The sequence below is a fragment of the Wolbachia endosymbiont (group A) of Pogonocherus hispidulus genome, from assembly GCF_964028195.1.
In the GTDB taxonomy this organism is placed as follows: Bacteria; Pseudomonadota; Alphaproteobacteria; order Rickettsiales; family Anaplasmataceae; genus Wolbachia.
Map to the genome: position 1 here is coordinate 240,981 of NZ_OZ034750.1, position 19,306 is coordinate 260,286.

The window sequence follows — 19,306 nt, forward strand, 5'->3', positions numbered from 1 at the left end:
TTTAACTTCACCTACAATTTATTTATAGAGATTATCTAAAATAACCAGCTTTTATTGCACCGATTTAAAAGATCGTCCACTTTTTTTGAAAAAATATTTTACAACAAATAAAAAACGTGATAGACTAGAGTAAGCCTTTTTTATAGCAAGTAAAAGTTTAAGGTAAGAAATAATTTAAAAATGACTCTTAACCGGGTTTTGAGCTACCTTACATGAGTAACTTAGGTTCTGATTGTACAATTGTACCCTGAAGTCGTAGAATCTCTTTAAAACGCTATTATTAGCCATCTTGTCTTTTGTAAGCATTTATCTTTTTCAGGTTATCCAAAATGCAATAGTAGGTTTTTCATATTTTTGTCTCTGTGTTGTATTTTTATTTAGGGCGATCTGATTCATTAAGTCTTTTGGAAATGGAAAAATAACGTCTTATAGGTATTAAATGGATAAAAATGCAGAATTTCAATGGTTTAAGTGTATTATATTTCTATTTCCTTATTTTGAAATTTTGCTGGAAAACTCAGAACGGCTTTTTACTCCTTAAAACCTTACTTTGAAGAATAGGCCACAGTAGTAGATTAGGCATTTACCATAAAAATGTTACCTTTAGCTATTTTTAAAGGCTATTAAAGTTTAGTGATACCTTTAATTATCTTACAATAACTCGGTTTATGTCTACTAATATCATGAAATGCAGCTGGTCCACCTGTATGCATAAGTAGTTAGAGTAGGTTATAGGCGGCTTTAAAAAACCGGTTAGTTGCCACTTGAGTTTATTTTTTAAATGACTTTTATATTTCGGTTAAAAATTTAAATGGACGGTATATTAGCCTTTTTGAAAACCATTTCAGTTGAGCAGACGGCTACCGCGGAACTTCTCTTAAGGTTTATATTATAATAAACTTATTACAGTTCATGTTTTTTTGCTTAACTTGTTATTTAAAAATTAAAAAAGTAATAAATTAAACACTTAAGCGCGTTAATAATATTTAGGTAGGTATTATGAAAGGTACATATCCTATATGTTCTATTATTATATATTATTATTTATTATATATATAATATATAAGGTTTTACCTGAAACTGGGCTACACTCAAAAACCCTCTATAATCCTAGCTTTTAAAGCAATTAAGAAGTTTTTTTGAATTTCAAACTTAAATTACTCTTAACCCTTTAATATAGCCGGGTTTTTCCTTTTAGGAGATTTCATTTTCCAATCTAAAATGGCTTAAACTGCCAAAAATCTATGTAATCTCGAATCTAAAGTACTTAATTCACAAGTAATTATTATGAATACCTTTACCAATATAGCGTTTTGTGGCTACTTCTTATAGACGGAAAATCTCTCCCCTGAGTATATTGTAAACACGTTAAGCTCTATTAAAGTTTAATAGAAAAATCGTAATGAAAAAAATTTTAGAGCAAATCATATTTCAGACTGCATTTCTAGTATATATCTGTTATGGAGGAGAAAAAAGGATGGCTTATTTGGTTATTCTCATAAGCAAAGTATAGTATATTTTGCAACATAATGCAGATGCAACTTATAGGCGGCCTTTTTGTTTAAAGTTAAAATGAAATTAAATTTTGTAATTTTTTTGAGGAGTGTAAGTTGAGAGCAGAGTTAAATTTTCAATACCACCATTTACCTCTACAGAAGAGAACTTTTTTAGTGTTGCCTATATATTTTTGTAGTTTTTCGGACGAATTTGAAATTGAACGTGTATATATACTACAGGGGAATATGAAAGATAAGAGAACGGAGTTGTGCAAAATTTTCTAAAAAGTGAACAGTTTTTGTAATTTTGTTGAACTTACTATAGTAAGACCTAGCAGACCTGGTCTTCTGAATTGTAAATATTTGGGGTAAATATGGACAGTGTCAACTTACGCTTGAAAAAAATTTCTCCACTCTTCCGGAAAAACCTATGAGAAATCCGGTATTACTATAGTAAAAGGTACAGAGACATCTCTCTACCCATTTATGACTGTATTTTAAATTACCAGCCTTTAAAAACATCATCATGAGCTATGTAGCAGAGACATTTTGTCAACAAACATAGCTTATTTTAACAGGAGAAAACAATATGCATGACAAGCAAGCTTTATTTGAAAGAGCAGCAGAAGTAAAAGCAGAACTACTCTCAAGAATAGAATCATCTTTATCCTACTTATTACCAAATGGTACTTTCCACGGTGGTAAGTTCTATGTTGGTAATATTAGAGGAGATAAAGGGAAAAGTTTAGTAGTAGAAACAAGAGGAGAAAGAGCCGGATTATGGCACGATTTTGCTACTGGTGAAGGCGGAGATATACTTAATCTCTGGTGGGATGTTACTAGTCAGACTAAGTTTCTTGATACCATAGAAGATATAGAAAAATGGCTTGGTCACTCAACAAACCATAAAGAAGAATTTTCAGAACATTTAATAGCATGTTGGGACTATCATGATGAAAATAATCAAGTAATAGCTAAAATTTACCGTTATGATAGCACTTCAGGGAAAAAACGATATAGCTGTTTTGATGTAAAAAACTCAAGTAGTACTGCTCCAGATCCAAGGCCTTTGTACAATGTTCCAGGTATAATTAAATCCGATAAAATTGTTTTCGTTGAAGGTGAAAAATGTGCTGAAAGTTTAATCAGTAAGGGCATAACAGCCACAACAATGATGTTTGGAGCAAATTCACCTGTAAATAAAACAGATTGGGCTCCACTCAAAGGTAAACACATAACCATATGGCCAGACAACGATAGTTCAGGTCAGAAATATGCTGAAAATGTTGCAAAGAAGCTTTTAGATATAGGCGTTGCATCGCTTTCTATTCTTAAAATTCCACAAGATAAACCAAAAGCTTGGGATGCTGCTGATTGTATTAAAGAAGGAGTAGACGTAAAAAGATTTTTAACCTCAACTGTTTCTCTCCCATATACAAAAAACGTTACTTCATTTCCTGTATTGCAGTACCTAAATGACAAATCACCAATGCCAGAAGACATAATTGCTCCTAGAGTTTTAACTCCTAGTGGTCTTTTAGTTTTTGCTGGCGCGCCTAAAGTGGGAAAAAGTGACTTTCTTATTTCTTGGCTTTTTCATATGGCATCTGGAACTCCATTTTTTGATATGGTGCCAAAAAGGCCCTTAAGAATCTTCTACCTTCAGACTGAAATCGGTTACCACTATATGCGTGAACGGTTGCAACAGATGAAACTTAGTGAAGAACTTATTAAACTTGCTGCAAACAATTTAGTTATTACACCACAGACTAAGCTGCTTTTAAATGAAAATGGCATTAAAGATATCGTAACTGAAGCAGAAAGAAACTTTGACCTAAACACCATTGATATCATAGCGGTAGATCCATTGCGTAACGTTTTTGATGCTGATGAATACGGTAACGAAAATGATAATAATGCCATGATTTTCTTTCTCCAGGAGAGAGTTGAAAAACTGCGTTCTCTAATCAATCCAGATGCTGGAGTTATTCTTGTGCACCATACAAAGAAAATGCAAAAGAAACTATTAGAAGAAGATCCATTTCAAAGTTTTAGTGGCGCTAGCAGCTTACGAGGATTCTATACCACTGGAATGATCATGTTTAGGCCTGATGAGAAGAACAGCTATCGTCAACTGATGTTTGAGTTACGTAATGGAAATTCTGTTATGCCAAAATTTGTTGATAAAATTAATGGTCATTGGTACGAAGTTGACGCTGAGTCACAAAGGTTAATAAATAAAGACTATGGTGAAAAACTAGATGCCGAACGTTCTCGCAGATATGACATCATCTTGGACTTAATATGTGCAGAAGGACGTAAGGGTCATGCTTATACAATTAATCAGTTTTGTCAGGCATTTGAAAATAAAGAAGGTCTCGGCAGTACACATTCTATTCGTGATCGTCTCGATGTTCTTGCTACCAAAGGCTACGTTAAATTCAACAAAGAAGGCAAAAACGCTGCAAGAAACAAATACGGAGTACTTTGCGTTGAAGGTATGGAATTTGGGCAAAAAATATTTGATCCAGAGAAGAACAAAAAGGTTACAGTCTATCACAGATTACTACCCACACACTACAAGTCACCACACTATGGCAGCGTAATTCCTGTAGAAAATCCAAATACTTGGGTTTATCACAATTAACACTTTAATCATTTCTTAATTAGAGGGAGAAAATATGCATTCTAAAAATTCCTATACTGGTATTAACCCAAAAGTTGTTAAACACATACGACACTATGCTAAACTTCTGAAAAGAGGTAAAGCTTTTGCTTATAAAGACATTGAAGATGTTGAGCAAGATCTTTTACTTGACTGTTTGCCTGGCCTTAATGAACTTGAAGGGCATTTTATAAAACAGTACGTTAAATGCCGTGCCCTCAATTTAAAAGAAAAAGAACTATGTAAAAAACGTACCATTAATTTTGTTGATGAAACTTTACACGAAGAGAGTGATGAAAGTCTTGAATATAGCTCCGCGGTACGGATTGATGTAAATGAGGCAATTGCAAAGTTACCTCGAGAGTTAAGAAAAATATGTAAACTATTGGCAGAAGATCACAGCATTTGTGAAATTTCCAGAAGGACTGGTATACCAAAATCAACTCTCTACGACACAATTAACAAATTACGCAAAGAGTTTTCCCACCTTAAAACATACCTAAAACGAGATTTCTAACTATAAGGGGGGAAAATATGAAAATAATAAACAGCAAAGAAAGAGCAAAAATGGTCACAGGTGTGAAGGTAGTAATCTTTGGACCTTATGGAATCGGTAAAACTAGCCTACTTAAAACTCTTGATGAGTCAACAACACTTTGTCTTGATTTTGAGGCAGGTTTACTTGCTGTTCAAGATTGGCAAGGGGATTCTGTAAGTATTCGTACTTGGAATGAGGCAAGAGATATTGCATGTCTCATAGGTGGTCCGAACCCTGCACTAAAATCTGATCAAGCGTATAGTCAAAAACACTATGAGCATGCCTGTAGCAAGCACAAAGATCTTCTTTCTGAAGTTTCTAAATACCGATGCATCTTTGTGGATAGTATAACCGTTGCTTCACGTTTATGTCTTTTATGGGCAAGGATGCAACCTGAGTGTTTTTCTGATAGATCGGGAAAAGAAGATAAAAGAGCTGCTTATGGGTTGCTTGCACAAGAGATGATGGCTTGGCTCAATCAGTTTCAACATATCAGAGATAAAGACATCATCATAGTTGGCACATTAGGTCAATATCTCGATGACTGCAATCGTCCAACCTGGCTACCTCAATGTGAAGGAGCTAAAACTGCCAGTGAGATTCCAGGGATAGTTGATGAAGTAATTAGCATGGTTGGAATCAAGAAAGATGATGGCACAGAGGTTCGCTCATTTGTCTGTCAGACTATTAATACTTGGGGATATCCAGCTAAAGATCGCAGTGGCTGCCTTGATATGGTTGAAGAACCGCATCTTGGTAGATTATTTGCGAAAATTAAAGCCAAAACCTTGGCTTCTGTTGCCTAATTTTAAAAGGAGTAATATGGAACAAAGCTTTTTCAACATCGGTCAAAAAATCCCTTTTTATAGCGTAAAGGAATATTTAAGTGATCAATCGCCAATACCAGAAGATATAATTTCACCAAGGATTTTAACAAAAAGAGGTCTATTGGTGCTGGGTGGCCCACCTAAAATCGGCAAGAGTGACTTTTTGATCTCTTGGCTTGTTTACATGGCTGCTGGTAGATCATTTCTCGGTATGACACCAAATAGACCTTTGAAAATCTTCTACATGCAAACTGAAATTGAGTATGAATATATGAAAGAACGTTTGCAACAACTTCAACTGGATAACGAACTTTTGAATGTAGCTGCCAATAACTTAATTATCACGCCAAGAGTGCAATTATCATTTAGTAGTGAAGAAATAGATGAAATTAAAAATGTTGTTAAAGAGCGTTTCAAACCTGATATTATTGCGATTGATCCTCTTCGTAACATTTTTAACTCAAGTGAATATGGTAATGAAAATGACAACAGCGCTATGCTATTCTTTTTGCAAAAAACGCTTGAAAGACTGAGAAATGTTATCAATCCAGATTCGGGCATAATACTCACTCACCATACAAAAAAACTATCCAAAAAAATGTTAGAAGAAGATCCATTTCAAGGCCTAAGCGGTGCTGGATCTTTACGTGGATTTTATAGCACTGGCATGGTGATGTTTGCTCATGATGAAGAAAGCACTACCCGTCAAATAGTGTTTGAGCTGCGAAATGGTGAACGTGTGGCAAGCAAGCTTGTCAATAAGATAAATGGTCGCTGGAAGGTTGTAGACCAATGGAGTAACTGATTCTTTTTTTCACTTAATTTATAGGAGACAATATGTTATCAGATTTTTTAACTGATTTTAATACTGCAAAGTCGCAAAGTAATTTAATACCGAAAGGTACAATGGTCAAGGTAAAAATGGCAATAAAGCCTGGAGGTTATGAAAATTGGTTCACGAAAAGCTACACTACTGGCAGCATCTATTTAAACGCTGAATTTACTGTCACTGAAGGTCCATATGCAAAACGCAAGATTTTTCAAGTAATTGGTATTAAAAGTGGCAAAGCAGAAGGTGAAGAAGACATCTGGGGAGAATCTGGTCGTTCTATGCTTAGAAGCATTTTGGAGTCAGCACGAAATATTCATGCACATGACACTTCAGAGAAAGCAGTTACTGCTAGAAAAATCAACTCTATAGCTGATTTTAACGGGTTAGAGTTTACAGCAAAAGTTGGTATTGAAGCTGATCGGTATGGAGAAAAGAACAAGATTGCTACGGTTATTACTCCAGAACAATCTGAAGTTGATTGGTTGCCATTTTGAAGTACGACGAATATGGATTGCTGCCATTGAGAGGGCTATGAAAGATGCAGCAGGAAAAAACGTAAAGCTGAAAGAAGAAGCGATAAAATGCAGAGTCTTTTGAAACTGTTTGTGAGCTTTGATTTTCAATATGTCAAAAAGCATTGTTTCGATATTCTCAAAAGAAAAAAGTAGTTCTGGTTTCTTAAGATAAAAGAATATTTAAGCATAGAAATGCACTTCAAAAAAAAATTTCATTTTTTCCGGAAAAACCTGTGAGAAATCCGGTATATATATAATAAGAGGGGCAAACATGTCAATACTCACACAATCGGGTCGAGCAGCAATAGCAGCAAGCATAAAAAAGCAATCTCTACATCTTGCTTGGGGCAGTGGTGATGCCAATTGGGAAAGTAGTCATCAAGTCGAAAAAGTTTTTGTTGAGGATGAAATAGCCCTAGATCAACATCCCATTAAAGACGTAAAAGTTTTTATCGGACAAACAACTTATCAGCCAAGTGTTGACTATACAGTTGATAGTAGTACTGGTCTAATAAAACGTACGGAAAATAGCTCTATTCCAGTAAGTGATAAAGTTACTGTACAGTATACTGAAAGCACACCACCTGAACCTATAAATTCTATAAAGCTCTTGAATGAACTTGGCAGACGTACTGCAGATGAAGTGCTATTCTGCACAGGTGATGAAAATGGCGAACTTATAACTCCTTCTGGAAGGTTTAGGCCCTTAAATGTACCAACTAATAACTTGTACCTTAAATTTACTTTCGATTTCACGGACGCAGCAAATCAAGTTATACGGGAATTAGGGGTTATGGTTGGTACTAAAATAAAAGAAGGATTACCTGAAGGACAGAGATATTTCGAGCCAAAAGACGTGGAAAATACTGGAATTTTGTTAGTTTTAGAACATACCGTACCACTTATCAGAACATCTGCAACTCGGGAAACTTTTTCATTTGTTGTAACTTTTTGAAACAAAATGACCTTAAATAGTTATTATAACCGCTTTAATCCTGACAAAGAATACGAAAAAAGTTTGTTCCTGGCAGGAAGAGGTCTACAATCAGCAGAATTAAACGAGACTCAGGAGTATGCTCTCTCTAAGCTTAAAGGCATAGGTGATGCAATATTTCGTGATGGTGATGTTATAACAGGAAGCAATTGTATTATAGATAGAGAAACTGGTAAAGTTACACTTGAATCAGGAAAAATCTATCTTCGTGGAGCGGTTAGAAAAGTCGAAAAAGAAGAGTTTGTTATTCCTCTTAATACTATAGTTCGAATAGGTGTTTATTATCTAGAATCTACGATTACAGAACTTGAGGATGAAAACCTTCGTGATCCTGCAGTTGGTACAAGAAATTATCAGGAAGTAGGCGCAGCAAGGCTTAAAGTTTCCATCATTTGGGGATACCAAGTAGAAAGTGTTACTGTTAACTCTACAAATGGCGAATTTTATCCAATTTACAATATTGAAAATGGAGTATTGATAGAACATTCACCTCCACCACAAGCAAACATAGTAACTACTGCTCTTGCTCGTTATGATAAAGAAGCAAATGGTTCCTACGTCGTAAATGGCCTTGAAGTGATGTTCCTCCACAAAGAAGAAAAGGGAGAAGAAGGGGTAAAAAAAGGTAAAAAAGAAATATTTGTGATTAATGAGGGTAAAGCTCATGTTGATGGTTATGAGATTGAGTTACCTCACAGTATTCGCATTTCTTTTGATGAAGATCCAGATATAAAATCAGTTGAATCAGAACCGCATACTTTTCAGCCAAATAGCCAAAGAGTAATGGAACTTAAAGTTAATGATTTTCCAATAAGTGAAATCAAAAAAGTAGATATAACCGTTCAAAAAACCATTACCATTACTCATGGTTCATATTCAGGAGCTGTTGATCCAATACCTGACTCTGCGGTACTTGAGATTATTCAAATTAAACAAGGCAATGTTATTTATGAAAATAGTATAGCAGTTGTGTTAAAAGTCAATAGAAAAATGAAAAATATCAAAGAAATTTAGCCCGTTAAATATAATGTGCTCTTCAATGTATTTTTACATAATATAAGCTATAACTCTTAATTGATGTAGCTGTGTATAAGTACTTATAGTTTATGTGGGCGTACTTATCCACAGCTACACTAACTTACTAGAGAAGTAGACTTAGGGCTATATTCCTCAGTGAACACTCTACCGTCTCTTACCAAGGAGTTAGCAAGTAAAAGTAACTTTCTCATAGCAGCGGTAGAAGCAACTTTATATGGTTTTTTATATTGATTATACAACCTATCAAAAAAAGTTTTTATGTAAGAATTCCATTCCCGCGCACTAAGAATACACATATACAAAACTGTTCTAATTTGTGACCTACCGCCTTGAATACACCTTTTTCCTTTACTAAAACCACTGTCTCGATTAAAAGGTGCAACCCCGGCAAGGCTGGATATTTGCTTTTCTTGAAGCGTCCCTAGTTCTGGTAGATAACAAATCATAGTAATAGCTGTGATTTTACTTGCACCTGGTATACTAGTTATTGATATGTATTTTCTTTTAAGCTCTTGACTTTGATCAATCAACTCCATCATCTCATCTTCTAAGGCTTGGATTTGATTTTGTAAAATGGCAAGTAGCTCTTCCATTTGTTTTATTATGGATATATCAGTTACCTGGTAAGCTTGGGTTTTTTGTATTTTTGCTATTTCTACAAGTTGATTTCTACGAGATAGCTTTTGCCTCAAACAATCAACATTACTAACTTTTAAAGGAGTAACACGCATATCTGTATTATTAATATAACGTGAGATGATACTACAGTCTATTTTATCGGTTTTAGTAGCAACGCCAAGGCTTTTTGCATAATCTCTAACCCATCTAGGTTGAATAACATATACCTCAAAACCATTGCTTAGTAAAGTATAGGCACATAATTTTTCATATCCACCTGTTGCTTCAAGACCAACTTTGCTTACATTATGCAAACGTAAAAAGTCGAGTATTTGATCAATAGCTTGCACGTTATTTTCAAATACTTTATGATATCCAAGTGGATGGATATGAATATCAAGTTTAGCTTTGCTAACATCAATGCCAGCAATAATATTTGATGAATTCATAATTCCTCCGTAAATGTTGATAAACAATATATACTGTATTTTCCACCCTTATATACGAGTCTAAAAACTCAATCAGTTGTTCGGAACTTCAGTATAAACCAGAGAAGAAAACCTTGCTATACTACGGTCCTTATGACCAAGACTGGACACGGTTCCTCTTCTCTGTATGTCTTTACATTACTACTTTGTAGTACTTATAAAAACCTATTTTTAACATATAAGACTATAAGTTAAATGCAGGAAACGTTGATTGGTCATTACCAGGTAAAGAGGCAGCTCCTGGAAGTAGTTATCAAATAACTTACCGCTGTCGTACTCATGTAAGCCCTGAAGATATAAGTGAAGAGGGATGCAAAGTAAAAGGAGCAGTTGATAATAGCTTGGTTCTGATTGATTACACCTGGAAAATGCCCCGCTATGATTTAATTACTATCGATAGCAAAGGAGTAGTAAGGAGAATAAAAGGTATAGCTCACCCTTGGCGACCATCAATGCCTAAAGCACCTAGCGGACAACTTTTGCTCTGCTACATTCATCAGACATGGAAAAACGGAGAAAAAGAAGGGGTAAAAATAGTGAATAATGCTATTCATGCTGTACCGATGAATGAGCTTGAAGCAATGAAAAAAGGAATAAATGATCTTTATGCGCTGGTTGCACAGGAACGTCTACGCAATGATGCAAATTCAAGAGAACCTACCACCAAAAAAGGAGTATTTGTTGATTCATTCTTTGATGATGATATGCGTGATCAAGGAATTTTGCAATCTGCAGCAATAGTAAATAAGGAACTAATTTTACCGATAGACGTAGAAATTATTGATGTTGAAAAGAGCACAAAACCTTATCTTTTACCGTATGAACTTGAGCCGGTACTGGAGCAGCTTTTACAGACTAGTGAGGCTAAAATCAATCCTTATCAAGCCTTTGATCCAGTTCCGGCAAAAGTTACCATGAACAAAAACATAGATCACTGGACGGAAGTTACCACAAACTGGAAAAGTCTAGTAACTAGAGAATTTAATACTAGAGAAACAACAGAGCTGCTGTCAAGTACTTCATATGAAGCTGAATTTATGAGAGAAGCAGTACAGAATTTTGAAATTGAAGGTTTTGAGCCAAGTGAGAAGCTTAAAGAGATAAAATTTGACGGAACAATTATTCAACCCACAGCGTAAAAAAAGATGTTAACAGCTAACAACCAGGGAAAATTAAAGGGAAAGGTGAAAGTACCAGCAAACATTCCAGCAGGTACTAAATTAGTACAGTTTTATGGGGATAAAGGAAGCTATGGAGAGGCAACTTATACTGGTAAAAAAACTATTACTATAGAAGAAAGAAGAAGAGTGATCGCAGCAAGAAGAGTTGATCCTTTAGCGCAAACATTTACTTTAAATGAGAGCAGACACATAGGAGGTCTAGAGTTATGGTTTGTAAATAACGGCAAAAAACGTGTTGCTGTGCAGATTAGAGAAACAGCAGTGGGAATGCCCTCGCAGACTGTCATTGCTGAAAGTTATATTGAGCCAAAAGATATAAAGATAGATGGCACAGCAACACGTATAACTTGGTCACCAGTGTTTTGCCATGCAGGAGAGGAGTATGCAATAGTACTGCTTACTGATGATCCTGGTACTGCAGTAAAGATAGCAGAACTTGGCAAATATGATGCAGTAAATAGCCGTTGGGTAACAAGTCAGCCATATCAAGTAGGAGTATTACTATCATCGAGCAATGCAAGCACCTGGACTCCACATCAAAATTTAGATTTAACGTTTCGACTACTAGCTGCAAAATTTAGTGAAGTTTCTCATGTTGTTGATCTGGGCAAAGTTACTGTAAATAATGTATCAGATTTAATTGTTTTGACGAACGTCGAAAAAGTAGCATTTGATACCAATGTGGAATTTATCTTAACAGATGAAGAGGGAAAAGAAAATTTTCTATCTGATAACTTGCCGCTCGCGCTGCGTGAAAGACTATCTGGAGAGTTAACAGTAAAGGCAAATTTAAAAGGGTCAAAAGAAAAAAGTCCAGTGCTATATCCAGGGTTACAGCTAGTTCTAGGTAATCTTTCAGAGTCTGGAGATTATGTTACAAGAAGTATTACAGCAGGAGCTAACACTAAAATTACCATAACATATGATGCGCTAATACCTGGCACTGCAGATGTTAAAGCATATGTACAAAAAAACGTGGATTGGCAATTAGTAAATTTAACATCAGGAAAACCAATTGGAGAAAATTTGGTAGAGAGAACTCATGTGCTATCAAATTTTAATGGCAATGAGACTAGGGTAAAATTAGTTTTAAGTGGAACAGTTGTTTATCGCCCTAAGGTAAAAAATCTCAGAGTGATTGTCACATAATGACTGTTGACCAAACCAAACGAGGATATCCACTGCCTCATCCAGAAAATATTGCAGTTCAAGATGTGGTACGTATTCGAAGAGCTATAGAAAAAATAGATGAAGATATTACCGAAAGAGAAGATGAGCATAATCAACTTAAGAGTAATTTTGAGCGGTTTAATTTTGAGACTTTTTTAAATTTTTGGAAATGAAAGAAGCAATATACCAAAGGATAAAGGATTTAGCAGCAAGTAGCACACCTGATCAACTGGCATATCTTGCAAAATCGCTGGAATTGATAGCAGATAAAAAAGCTATTTCCAACGTTGTGCAGATGACTGAAGTAAAAGGAATAATTGATGCACTACAAAAGAGGCTTAAGGATTTAGCAGCAAACAGTACACCAGATCAATTAGCATATCTTGCTAAAGCATTGGAATCAATAGTCGACAAAAGTGCAGTTTCTGAAATTGTACAGATGACTGATGGTAAGCTAAAAGAACTTCTTGATAGTGCAAAAAAACACCTAAATGATATAAACAGCAATAAAACAAACTCAATATCAGCAATAACTGCAGTAAAAACAGATTCTGTTAATGAAATCAACAAGCTTAGGGATAATTCCTTAAATACTTTAAAAGCATCATCAGATTCACATATATCACTACTTGATACGAGAAAGAATGCCAATATTACAGCAATAAATAGCATTAGTAATAGTCATAAAGATGGTCTTAAAGGTTTAGTAGAAGATTTTCGTGCTGTTAATAATGTACCACCTGGCTCATCAATTATAGGAGAAATAGAAACTCGAATTGAAAACATCTCTAATGAGGTAAAAACTCGGGATGAACAGTTAAAAGCGTCTCTTATAAATGAAATAAGAAAGCGCAACATGGTTGAACCAGGGTCATTACCTTTCTTATTTGGTGTACTTGGCAGAAAAAATAATTATTTTGGCCACGGAACTTTTACGACAGAGCTTGGAAAGTGGAGTAGTGATATAACAAAAACTGACTATATGTTACAACTACTAGCAGGTAGCCATACGTACAATACAGATTACGTTAGTTTTTATCGGCCAAGACAACTCTATTTTATAGAGGGAAGTAAAGGAACATTTATTTACGGAGAGTTATGCACAAAAAGTTTTTCGGGTAGTTATGATGAGATATACTATTACCCATATGCTGCACTTGGAGTAGTATTTATAAAAAATACAACGAATGTGAACATAAATAAAACAATAGAATTTGTTGGATCATCATACTCTAGTACGGAGTATGGGGGTGCAGGACTATTTGTGGGAACACCAGATAATACCAATTCTAATAAATCAAGAATTTCAAGAATAATATGGAAAAATGTTTACCAATACACGAGTTCTGATAGCAAGTTAGCCGGATCTGGTAATGTGGAGATTCCAGCAGGAAAAACAGTTGCAACATTACTTTACACATCATCTTACCTATGTTCCAGAACACAAGTCAGTCAAGGTATGCTTGCATCAAATTATGTATACAACTATGGTCAATTTATCCAGTGGGGAATATATAACATACGTAGCAATTTTCTAACCACAGGGCTTGAGGTGGATGTAGAGAGAACACTAAAGGCTTGGCAATGTCCAGGATTATCTAACACGCATGAGATTTGGAGGTAACAAACAATGTCTATCTACATTAGATTTGAAAATGATAAACAAGTAGAAACAACAACACTTGAAAGCAAGCCAACTGGAAATAATTGGTATGAAGCACCAGAAGATTTTGATTGGCAAAAAAGTTATTGTTTAACAGAGGGAGGAGAAATTGCTCAGCGTACTAAAGAAGATATACAAAAGGAGTTACTGGATAATGCGAAGCTTTGTGCATTTGATAGTATGCGTTTCTATTATGATAATCATACTCACCAATATGCAGGTCATTCTCACCAAAAAGCTAAATCTTATGAGATTCAAGCGGAAGCCGCAAAAAGCATTCTAGCAGCACCAGAATCTATGAATAAAAAGGATAAAGAAATTATAGAACCTTTAGCAAAAGTCCGTGGTATTACGGTTATTGAAATGGCAAGAATAATTGAGGAAAAAGTGAAAAAAGCAGTAAAAGCAATAATTAAATGTGAAGAGCTTGAAGATTTAGCCAAAAGAAAGATTGAAGAAGCTAGAAGTGAAGTAGAGCTACAGACTTTGCTAGATGATTTCAGGAAAAAAATACAAAGAAATGGCTGAAGAATTTTTACATGGCGTAAATGTTATTGAGGTAACCTCAGGAGCAAAGACAGTACGTACAGCTAAATCATCAGTGATAGGTGTAATTGGTACTGCACCTGAAGCAGATGAGCAAAAATTTCCACTGAATAAGCCAGTGTTAATTGCAGGAAGCTTAAAAGAGGCTGCGAAGCTTGGTAAAACAGGTACCCTTCCACAAGCAGTAAGCTCTATCTTTACACAAATTGGTGCAACAGTAGTGGTTATTCGAGTTAAAGAAAGTGAAAACAGCGATCCAAAACTAAAAGAAGAAGAGACGCTGAAGAGTATAATTGGCGGTGTTGATAAAGAGACTGGAGAGTATCAAGGGATAGAGGCATTCCTCAGCAGTGAAAGTATAATTCATGTTGCTCCAAGAATATTAATTGCACCTCAATTTACTCATCAATTGCCTGAATCTGAAAATCCTAAAAACCCAGTAGTAGCAGCTTTGATAGGAGTAGCAGAAAAGCTGAGAAGCATAATAGTAGCAGATGGTCCAAATACCAATGATGAAGAAGCAATAAAATGGAGAAAAAGTGTAGGCAGCTCAAGAGTTTACGTTGTTGACCCATGGGTTAAGGTGTTTATTGAAGGAAAAGAAGGAACCTTGCCAGCAAGCCCATTTGTAGCTGGTTTAATAGCAAAAGTAGATAGCGAACAAGGATTTTGGCACTCACCTTCAAATAAAGAGATAAATGGTATTGTTGGAACAAGCAGGCCTATTGATTTTAGCTTAGGTTATGCAAATTGTAGAGCAAACCATTTAAATGAAAATGAAGTAACAACGATAATTCATCAAAATGGCTACAGGCTTTGGGGAAATAGAACATGTTCAAATGACTCAAAATGGGCTTTTTTATCAGTGAGAAGGACTGCAGATTTAATCAATGATAGTTTACTTCGAGCTCATTTATGGGCAGTTGATCGCAATATTACCAAAACTTATATAGATGATGTAATTGAGGGGGTGAATTCCTATCTGGCAAACTTAAAAGCACAAGGAGCAATTTTAAGTGGAAAGTGCTATGCAACTCCGGAACTTAATACTCCAGCAAATATTGCAAGTGGAAAAGTATTCTTTGACTTTGAATTTACACCACCATATCCAGCGGAGCAGATAACATTTCGCTCTCGTCTTGTAAATAATGAAATTTTATAAATGAAAAAAAGAAAATGCTGCCAAAAATATTGAGAAACTTTAATGTCTTTGTAGATGGAAGGGGCTATGCAGGAAAAATAGAGGAAATTACTCTACCAAAGCTTACCATAAAAACGGAAGAGTATAGAGCTGGTGGTATGGATATTCCAGTAAGCATTGACATGGGAATGGAGAAACTTGAAGCAGACTTTACTTTCGCTGAGTATGATTCAGAACTATTTAGACTTTTTGGCTTGATAGATGGAAACTCAGTATCTTTAACGCTCCGTGGAGGGATGCAAGGAAGTGGTAGCAATGATATTGAAGGAGTAATAATCAACCTTAGGGGCATATTCAGAGAATTTGATTTTGGCAGCTGGAAACCTGCTGAAAAAGCCACTCTCAAATGCACTGTAGCTGCCCATTACTATAAACTTACGATAGGTGGTAATGAATTAATAGAAATCGATGCTGAAAATATGATTAGAAAGATAAATGGTGTTGATCAAATGGCCTTGCTGCAAACGGTTTTAGGTATTTAGGTTTAGTTTTAAAAAGATTTTAGAATTTTATTTTTTAGGAGAAAGTATGACAACAGTAAAACTTAATAACCCAATAACAGTTGATGGAATTTCTGTCTCAGAACTTACCATTAGACGTCCAAAAGTTAGAGATTATTTAGCTATTGAGAGACTTAATGGTAGTGATCTAAGTAAGGAAGTAACTTTGACTGCCAATCTGACATCAGTTGCAAAAGAAGCAATTGAAGAGTTGGATATTGCTGATTATGTAAAAATGCAAGAAGTATTAAAGGATTTTTTTTCACCAATTATCCAAAAAACTTGAGATTAGAAATACTAGTGCTTGGCTCTATCATAGGTGGTGGAGTTGAGCACATTCTTGATATGGAGATTAGTGAATTTATTTCATGGAGCAAATTAGCAAGGGAGCTTAAATGTCAACGTTATCTATAAAAATCGGAGCTGTTTTAGATGGCAGTTTTAATACTGTAATAAAGGGCAGTAGTAATCAACTTACTTATCTTGGTGAGAACATAAGGAAGCTTGACTCATCTTTAAAATCAGTATCAAAATTTAAGCAGTTGGGTCATGATGTTTTGACTAGCAGGAGGTCGTGGAAGGGCTTTGAAGATCAAGTAAAATCTTTAGCTAAACAAATGAAGGCAATAGAGAAACCGAGCAAAACCTTAAAAGCAGAATTTGACAAGGCCAAAACCTCCGCAATAAAAGCAAAAGAAGCATATTTGAAAAAGAGAGATGCTTTGCATTCATTTAATGAAGCAGTAAGAAAAAGTGGAAGAAATATTAAGTCATTAGTAAGTGATCAATATAAACTTGGTTCTTCTATTGAAGTGCTAAAAGGTAAGTATGGTAAGCTTGGGTCTGCAATACGTAGCCACCAAAGTTTTTTAGCAAGCAAAGCACATTTTAAGTCACAAATTATAGAGACTATTGGGCTAGGGCTAACGCTTGCAGCGCCAATTAAAGTTGCTGTTGATTTTGAATCGGCTATGGCTGATGTAAAGAAAGTAGTAAAATTTGTGCAAAATGACACTAAAGATGAAGCATTAAAGTTTGCTAAAGAGTTAAAGAAATTATCTCGGGAGATACCCTTGTCAGCTGCAGAATTAGCACAAATAGCTGCAAGTGGTGGTCAACTTGGTATTGACAAAAATGATCTTATTAAGTTTACAACAGTAGTTGCCAAAATGACCACAGCGTTTGATATGTCGGCAGAAGAAGCTGGTAATGCTATTGCGAAAATATCCAACGTCTATGGAATTAAAGTTGATGGTATGGAAAATGTAGGTAACATAATAAACCATCTCTCAGACAATACCGCTGCTAAAGCACAAGAAGTGGTTCTTACATTAAATAGAATTGGTGGTAATGCTAAACAGTTTGGTTTAGAAGTTGATCAAGCAAGTAGCTTAGCAAGTACGTTCATAAGTTTAGGTAAACAACCTGAAAAAGCAGCAACTGCTATAAATAACTTTCTTAGTAAACTACAGACTGCAAGAGAGCAAAGTCCTGAATTTCACGATGCATTAGATGAGATGGGAACAAGTATAGAAGAGCTCGAACAAACCATTAAAAAAAATCCTCAAGAGGCAATATTACAATTCCTTAAAACTTTAAAAAGAATAGACGATCAAGAGCGTGCCGGTATTCTTATGAATCTATTTGGCGCTGGGTTTCAAGATGACATTGCTCTTTTAGTAGGAAGCTTAGACATTTATAAGAAAGCTATTGAACAGGTAGCTGATAAAGGAAAGTACCGCTCCTCAATGCAGAAAGAATTTGAAAATCGGGCAAACACTACAGCTAATAAATTACAATTACTTAAAAATGCAGTATTTGAAGCTGGAATGAATCTAGGGTCAGTGATGTTGCCTACTTTAAATTATGTAGCTGGAAGTTTGAAAGCAATAACAGAGCGTATAGCTTCTTTTGCAGAAAAATATCCAACTTTAACTACAGTAATCATGAGTACTTTAGCAGCTTTGATAAGTTTGAAAGTCTTAGTAGTGGGAGTAGGCTATGGAATTACTTTATTAGGAAGTACAATTTTTGGTCTTAAAGCAACGATATTGGCAACATTTTCATTTTTATCAGCCATAGTTTTCCCTGCAGTAATAACAGGGCTAAGAGCAATAACACTAGCTGTAATGACTAACCCAATTGGACTTTTAATAGCGAGTCTTGTTTCTGGTGCAGCTTATGTTCTAACTAACTGGCAAAAAGTGAAAGACTTTTTCTCTAGCTTTTGGAAATCACTCATTGAACCTATAGGAAAAGCTTTTTCATGGATGGGAAATACAGTTAGTAGCATATTTGCTGAGAATAACCCGATTAGAAAATTTGAAAATAATGGAAATTTTGTTAATAAGCTTTCTAAAAATAGCATTTTCAGTAACGGAAACCCATTGACAAGTAATAGTGCTATTAAACAATTTTCAGAAAATAGTAAAGGCAATTTTGAGAGTTTTAAAGTTAAAGGTGTTATAGAAGAAAAAAGAGCTATAGAACAAGAAGAAATTGAGAAAGCATTCAAGAAAAGTAGATATGAAAATAGGGAATCTAAAGTATATAACCAAGCATTCTATCAAACGTTTAATATCAACATTAAGTCTGAAGATGTCCGCAGCGTTGCTGATGCAGTAATAGAACGATTTAGAGAACAAGCACGTGGGGCACTTTTTGATATAGTTGAAGAGTTACATTGATGTTGCTTGGAAAATGTAAGCTTGAACCAATAAGCCTAAGATACAGTAAAGAAAAAAGGTGGTATACAATTGAATGTATTGAAAAAACGTCGCTACAAAACATTGGTTCAGGAATTGAATGTATTGATTTAACAGGAGTGATTTATTCACGTTATCAGAGTAATGGCTTAGAACAGCTAAAAAATATACGTAACACTCAAGAACCACACGTTCTAGTTGATAATTCAGGAAGTGTATTTGGAAATTTTGTCATTACTAATGTAGAAGAAAAGCAGATATTATTTTTTCCTGATGGAAAACCGAGAAAAGTTGAGTTTATTTTGAAGTTAAAAAGTTACAGTAAGTGA

The 19,306-nt window shown here is 35.0% G+C and carries 16 protein-coding genes and 2 pseudogenes; 17 read left to right on the forward strand and 1 reads right to left on the reverse strand.

Annotated features, from left to right (window positions below):
• The first annotated feature begins 2,085 nt into the window (after positions 1–2,085).
• The 7 genes and pseudogenes from ABWU58_RS01175 to ABWU58_RS01205 all read left to right on the forward strand — a co-directional run.
• On the forward strand, positions 2,086–4,143 hold the full coding sequence (locus tag ABWU58_RS01175; RefSeq protein ID WP_264336553.1) for an AAA family ATPase: 2,058 nt from the start codon (positions 2,086–2,088) through the stop codon (positions 4,141–4,143).
• 34 nt (positions 4,144–4,177) lie between these two features.
• Positions 4,178–4,678, forward strand: a complete 501-nt coding sequence (locus ABWU58_RS01180; protein ID WP_262986507.1) for a hypothetical protein — start codon at positions 4,178–4,180, stop codon at positions 4,676–4,678.
• A gap of 17 nt (positions 4,679–4,695) precedes the next feature.
• Positions 4,696–5,505 (forward strand): ATP-binding protein, encoded by an 810-nt coding sequence (locus ABWU58_RS01185; RefSeq protein ID WP_353283350.1) that lies wholly within the window; start codon positions 4,696–4,698, stop codon positions 5,503–5,505.
• A 16-nt stretch (positions 5,506–5,521) separates the two neighbouring features.
• A complete protein-coding gene (locus ABWU58_RS01190) occupies positions 5,522–6,331 on the forward strand; it encodes an AAA family ATPase (RefSeq protein ID WP_353283351.1) in 810 nt (269 codons plus the stop codon).
• A gap of 32 nt (positions 6,332–6,363) precedes the next feature.
• Positions 6,364–6,852, forward strand: coding sequence for a hypothetical protein (locus tag ABWU58_RS01195; RefSeq protein WP_353283352.1), 489 nt, complete (start codon positions 6,364–6,366; stop codon positions 6,850–6,852).
• Positions 6,853–7,144: 292 nt separating this feature from the next.
• A complete protein-coding gene (locus tag ABWU58_RS01200; RefSeq protein WP_353283353.1) occupies positions 7,145–7,828 on the forward strand; it encodes a hypothetical protein in 684 nt (227 codons plus the stop codon).
• 6 nt (positions 7,829–7,834) lie between these two features.
• Positions 7,835–8,830, forward strand: a pseudogene (locus tag ABWU58_RS01205) (DUF4815 domain-containing protein); the annotation flags it as partial.
• Positions 8,831–9,000: 170 nt separating this feature from the next.
• On the opposite strand, the gene ABWU58_RS01210 reads toward ABWU58_RS01205, so the two are convergent.
• Complete coding sequence (locus tag ABWU58_RS01210) at positions 9,001–9,972, reverse strand: IS110 family transposase (RefSeq protein ID WP_353282680.1); 972 nt, start codon at positions 9,970–9,972, stop codon at positions 9,001–9,003.
• A 221-nt stretch (positions 9,973–10,193) separates the two neighbouring features.
• Here ABWU58_RS01210 and ABWU58_RS01215 point away from each other — a divergent pair.
• The 10 genes and pseudogenes from ABWU58_RS01215 to ABWU58_RS01260 all read left to right on the forward strand — a co-directional run.
• A pseudogene (locus ABWU58_RS01215) lies at positions 10,194–11,150 on the forward strand (DUF4815 domain-containing protein); the annotation flags it as partial.
• Between the two features lie 6 nt (positions 11,151–11,156).
• Entirely contained in the window at positions 11,157–12,341 is a 1,185-nt protein-coding gene (locus ABWU58_RS01220) for a hypothetical protein (RefSeq protein ID WP_353283354.1), read from the forward strand.
• Complete coding sequence (locus ABWU58_RS01225; protein ID WP_264376462.1) at positions 12,341–12,535, forward strand: hypothetical protein; 195 nt, start codon at positions 12,341–12,343, stop codon at positions 12,533–12,535. Before ABWU58_RS01220 ends, ABWU58_RS01225 begins: the two co-directional genes overlap by 1 nt.
• A complete protein-coding gene (locus tag ABWU58_RS01230; RefSeq protein ID WP_353283355.1) occupies positions 12,532–13,986 on the forward strand; it encodes a hypothetical protein in 1,455 nt (484 codons plus the stop codon). The genes ABWU58_RS01225 and ABWU58_RS01230 overlap by 4 nt, the downstream gene beginning before the upstream one ends.
• Before the next feature lie 6 nt (positions 13,987–13,992).
• Entirely contained in the window at positions 13,993–14,553 is a 561-nt protein-coding gene (locus ABWU58_RS01235; RefSeq protein WP_208571692.1) for a hypothetical protein, read from the forward strand.
• Complete coding sequence (locus ABWU58_RS01240) at positions 14,546–15,733, forward strand: phage tail sheath subtilisin-like domain-containing protein (RefSeq protein ID WP_353283685.1); 1,188 nt, start codon at positions 14,546–14,548, stop codon at positions 15,731–15,733. The genes ABWU58_RS01235 and ABWU58_RS01240 overlap by 8 nt, the downstream gene beginning before the upstream one ends.
• Before the next feature lie 14 nt (positions 15,734–15,747).
• Complete coding sequence (locus ABWU58_RS01245) at positions 15,748–16,254, forward strand: phage major tail tube protein (protein WP_353283356.1); 507 nt, start codon at positions 15,748–15,750, stop codon at positions 16,252–16,254.
• Between the two features lie 46 nt (positions 16,255–16,300).
• Positions 16,301–16,558, forward strand: coding sequence for a phage tail assembly protein (locus ABWU58_RS01250; protein WP_262986494.1), 258 nt, complete (start codon positions 16,301–16,303; stop codon positions 16,556–16,558).
• A 109-nt stretch (positions 16,559–16,667) separates the two neighbouring features.
• Positions 16,668–18,959 carry a phage tail tape measure protein gene (locus ABWU58_RS01255; protein WP_353283357.1) on the forward strand — a complete coding sequence of 764 codons (2,292 nt, stop codon included), beginning with the start codon at positions 16,668–16,670 and terminating at the stop codon, positions 18,957–18,959.
• The gene (locus ABWU58_RS01260; RefSeq protein ID WP_262986492.1) at positions 18,959–19,306 is read left to right on the forward strand and encodes a phage tail protein; all 348 of its coding nucleotides are present in this window, start codon (positions 18,959–18,961) and stop codon (positions 19,304–19,306) included. The genes ABWU58_RS01255 and ABWU58_RS01260 overlap by 1 nt, the downstream gene beginning before the upstream one ends.

Coding starts and splice junctions, on each gene's coding strand:
- ABWU58_RS01255 (WP_353283357.1), top strand. CDS start 16,668: ATGTCAACGTTATCTATAAAAATCGGAGCTGTTTTAGATGGCAGTTTT.
- ABWU58_RS01175 (WP_264336553.1), top strand. CDS start 2,086: ATGCATGACAAGCAAGCTTTATTTGAAAGAGCAGCAGAAGTAAAAGCA.
- ABWU58_RS01235 (WP_208571692.1), top strand. CDS start 13,993: ATGTCTATCTACATTAGATTTGAAAATGATAAACAAGTAGAAACAACA.
- ABWU58_RS01190 (WP_353283351.1), top strand. CDS start 5,522: ATGGAACAAAGCTTTTTCAACATCGGTCAAAAAATCCCTTTTTATAGC.
- ABWU58_RS01260 (WP_262986492.1), top strand. CDS start 18,959: ATGTTGCTTGGAAAATGTAAGCTTGAACCAATAAGCCTAAGATACAGT.
- ABWU58_RS01230 (WP_353283355.1), top strand. CDS start 12,532: ATGAAAGAAGCAATATACCAAAGGATAAAGGATTTAGCAGCAAGTAGC.
- ABWU58_RS01210 (WP_353282680.1), bottom strand. CDS start 9,972: ATGAATTCATCAAATATTATTGCTGGCATTGATGTTAGCAAAGCTAAA.
- ABWU58_RS01195 (WP_353283352.1), top strand. CDS start 6,364: ATGTTATCAGATTTTTTAACTGATTTTAATACTGCAAAGTCGCAAAGT.
- ABWU58_RS01180 (WP_262986507.1), top strand. CDS start 4,178: ATGCATTCTAAAAATTCCTATACTGGTATTAACCCAAAAGTTGTTAAA.
- ABWU58_RS01200 (WP_353283353.1), top strand. CDS start 7,145: ATGTCAATACTCACACAATCGGGTCGAGCAGCAATAGCAGCAAGCATA.
- ABWU58_RS01250 (WP_262986494.1), top strand. CDS start 16,301: ATGACAACAGTAAAACTTAATAACCCAATAACAGTTGATGGAATTTCT.
- ABWU58_RS01245 (WP_353283356.1), top strand. CDS start 15,748: ATGCTGCCAAAAATATTGAGAAACTTTAATGTCTTTGTAGATGGAAGG.
- ABWU58_RS01220 (WP_353283354.1), top strand. CDS start 11,157: ATGTTAACAGCTAACAACCAGGGAAAATTAAAGGGAAAGGTGAAAGTA.
- ABWU58_RS01185 (WP_353283350.1), top strand. CDS start 4,696: ATGAAAATAATAAACAGCAAAGAAAGAGCAAAAATGGTCACAGGTGTG.
- ABWU58_RS01240 (WP_353283685.1), top strand. CDS start 14,546: ATGGCTGAAGAATTTTTACATGGCGTAAATGTTATTGAGGTAACCTCA.
- ABWU58_RS01225 (WP_264376462.1), top strand. CDS start 12,341: ATGACTGTTGACCAAACCAAACGAGGATATCCACTGCCTCATCCAGAA.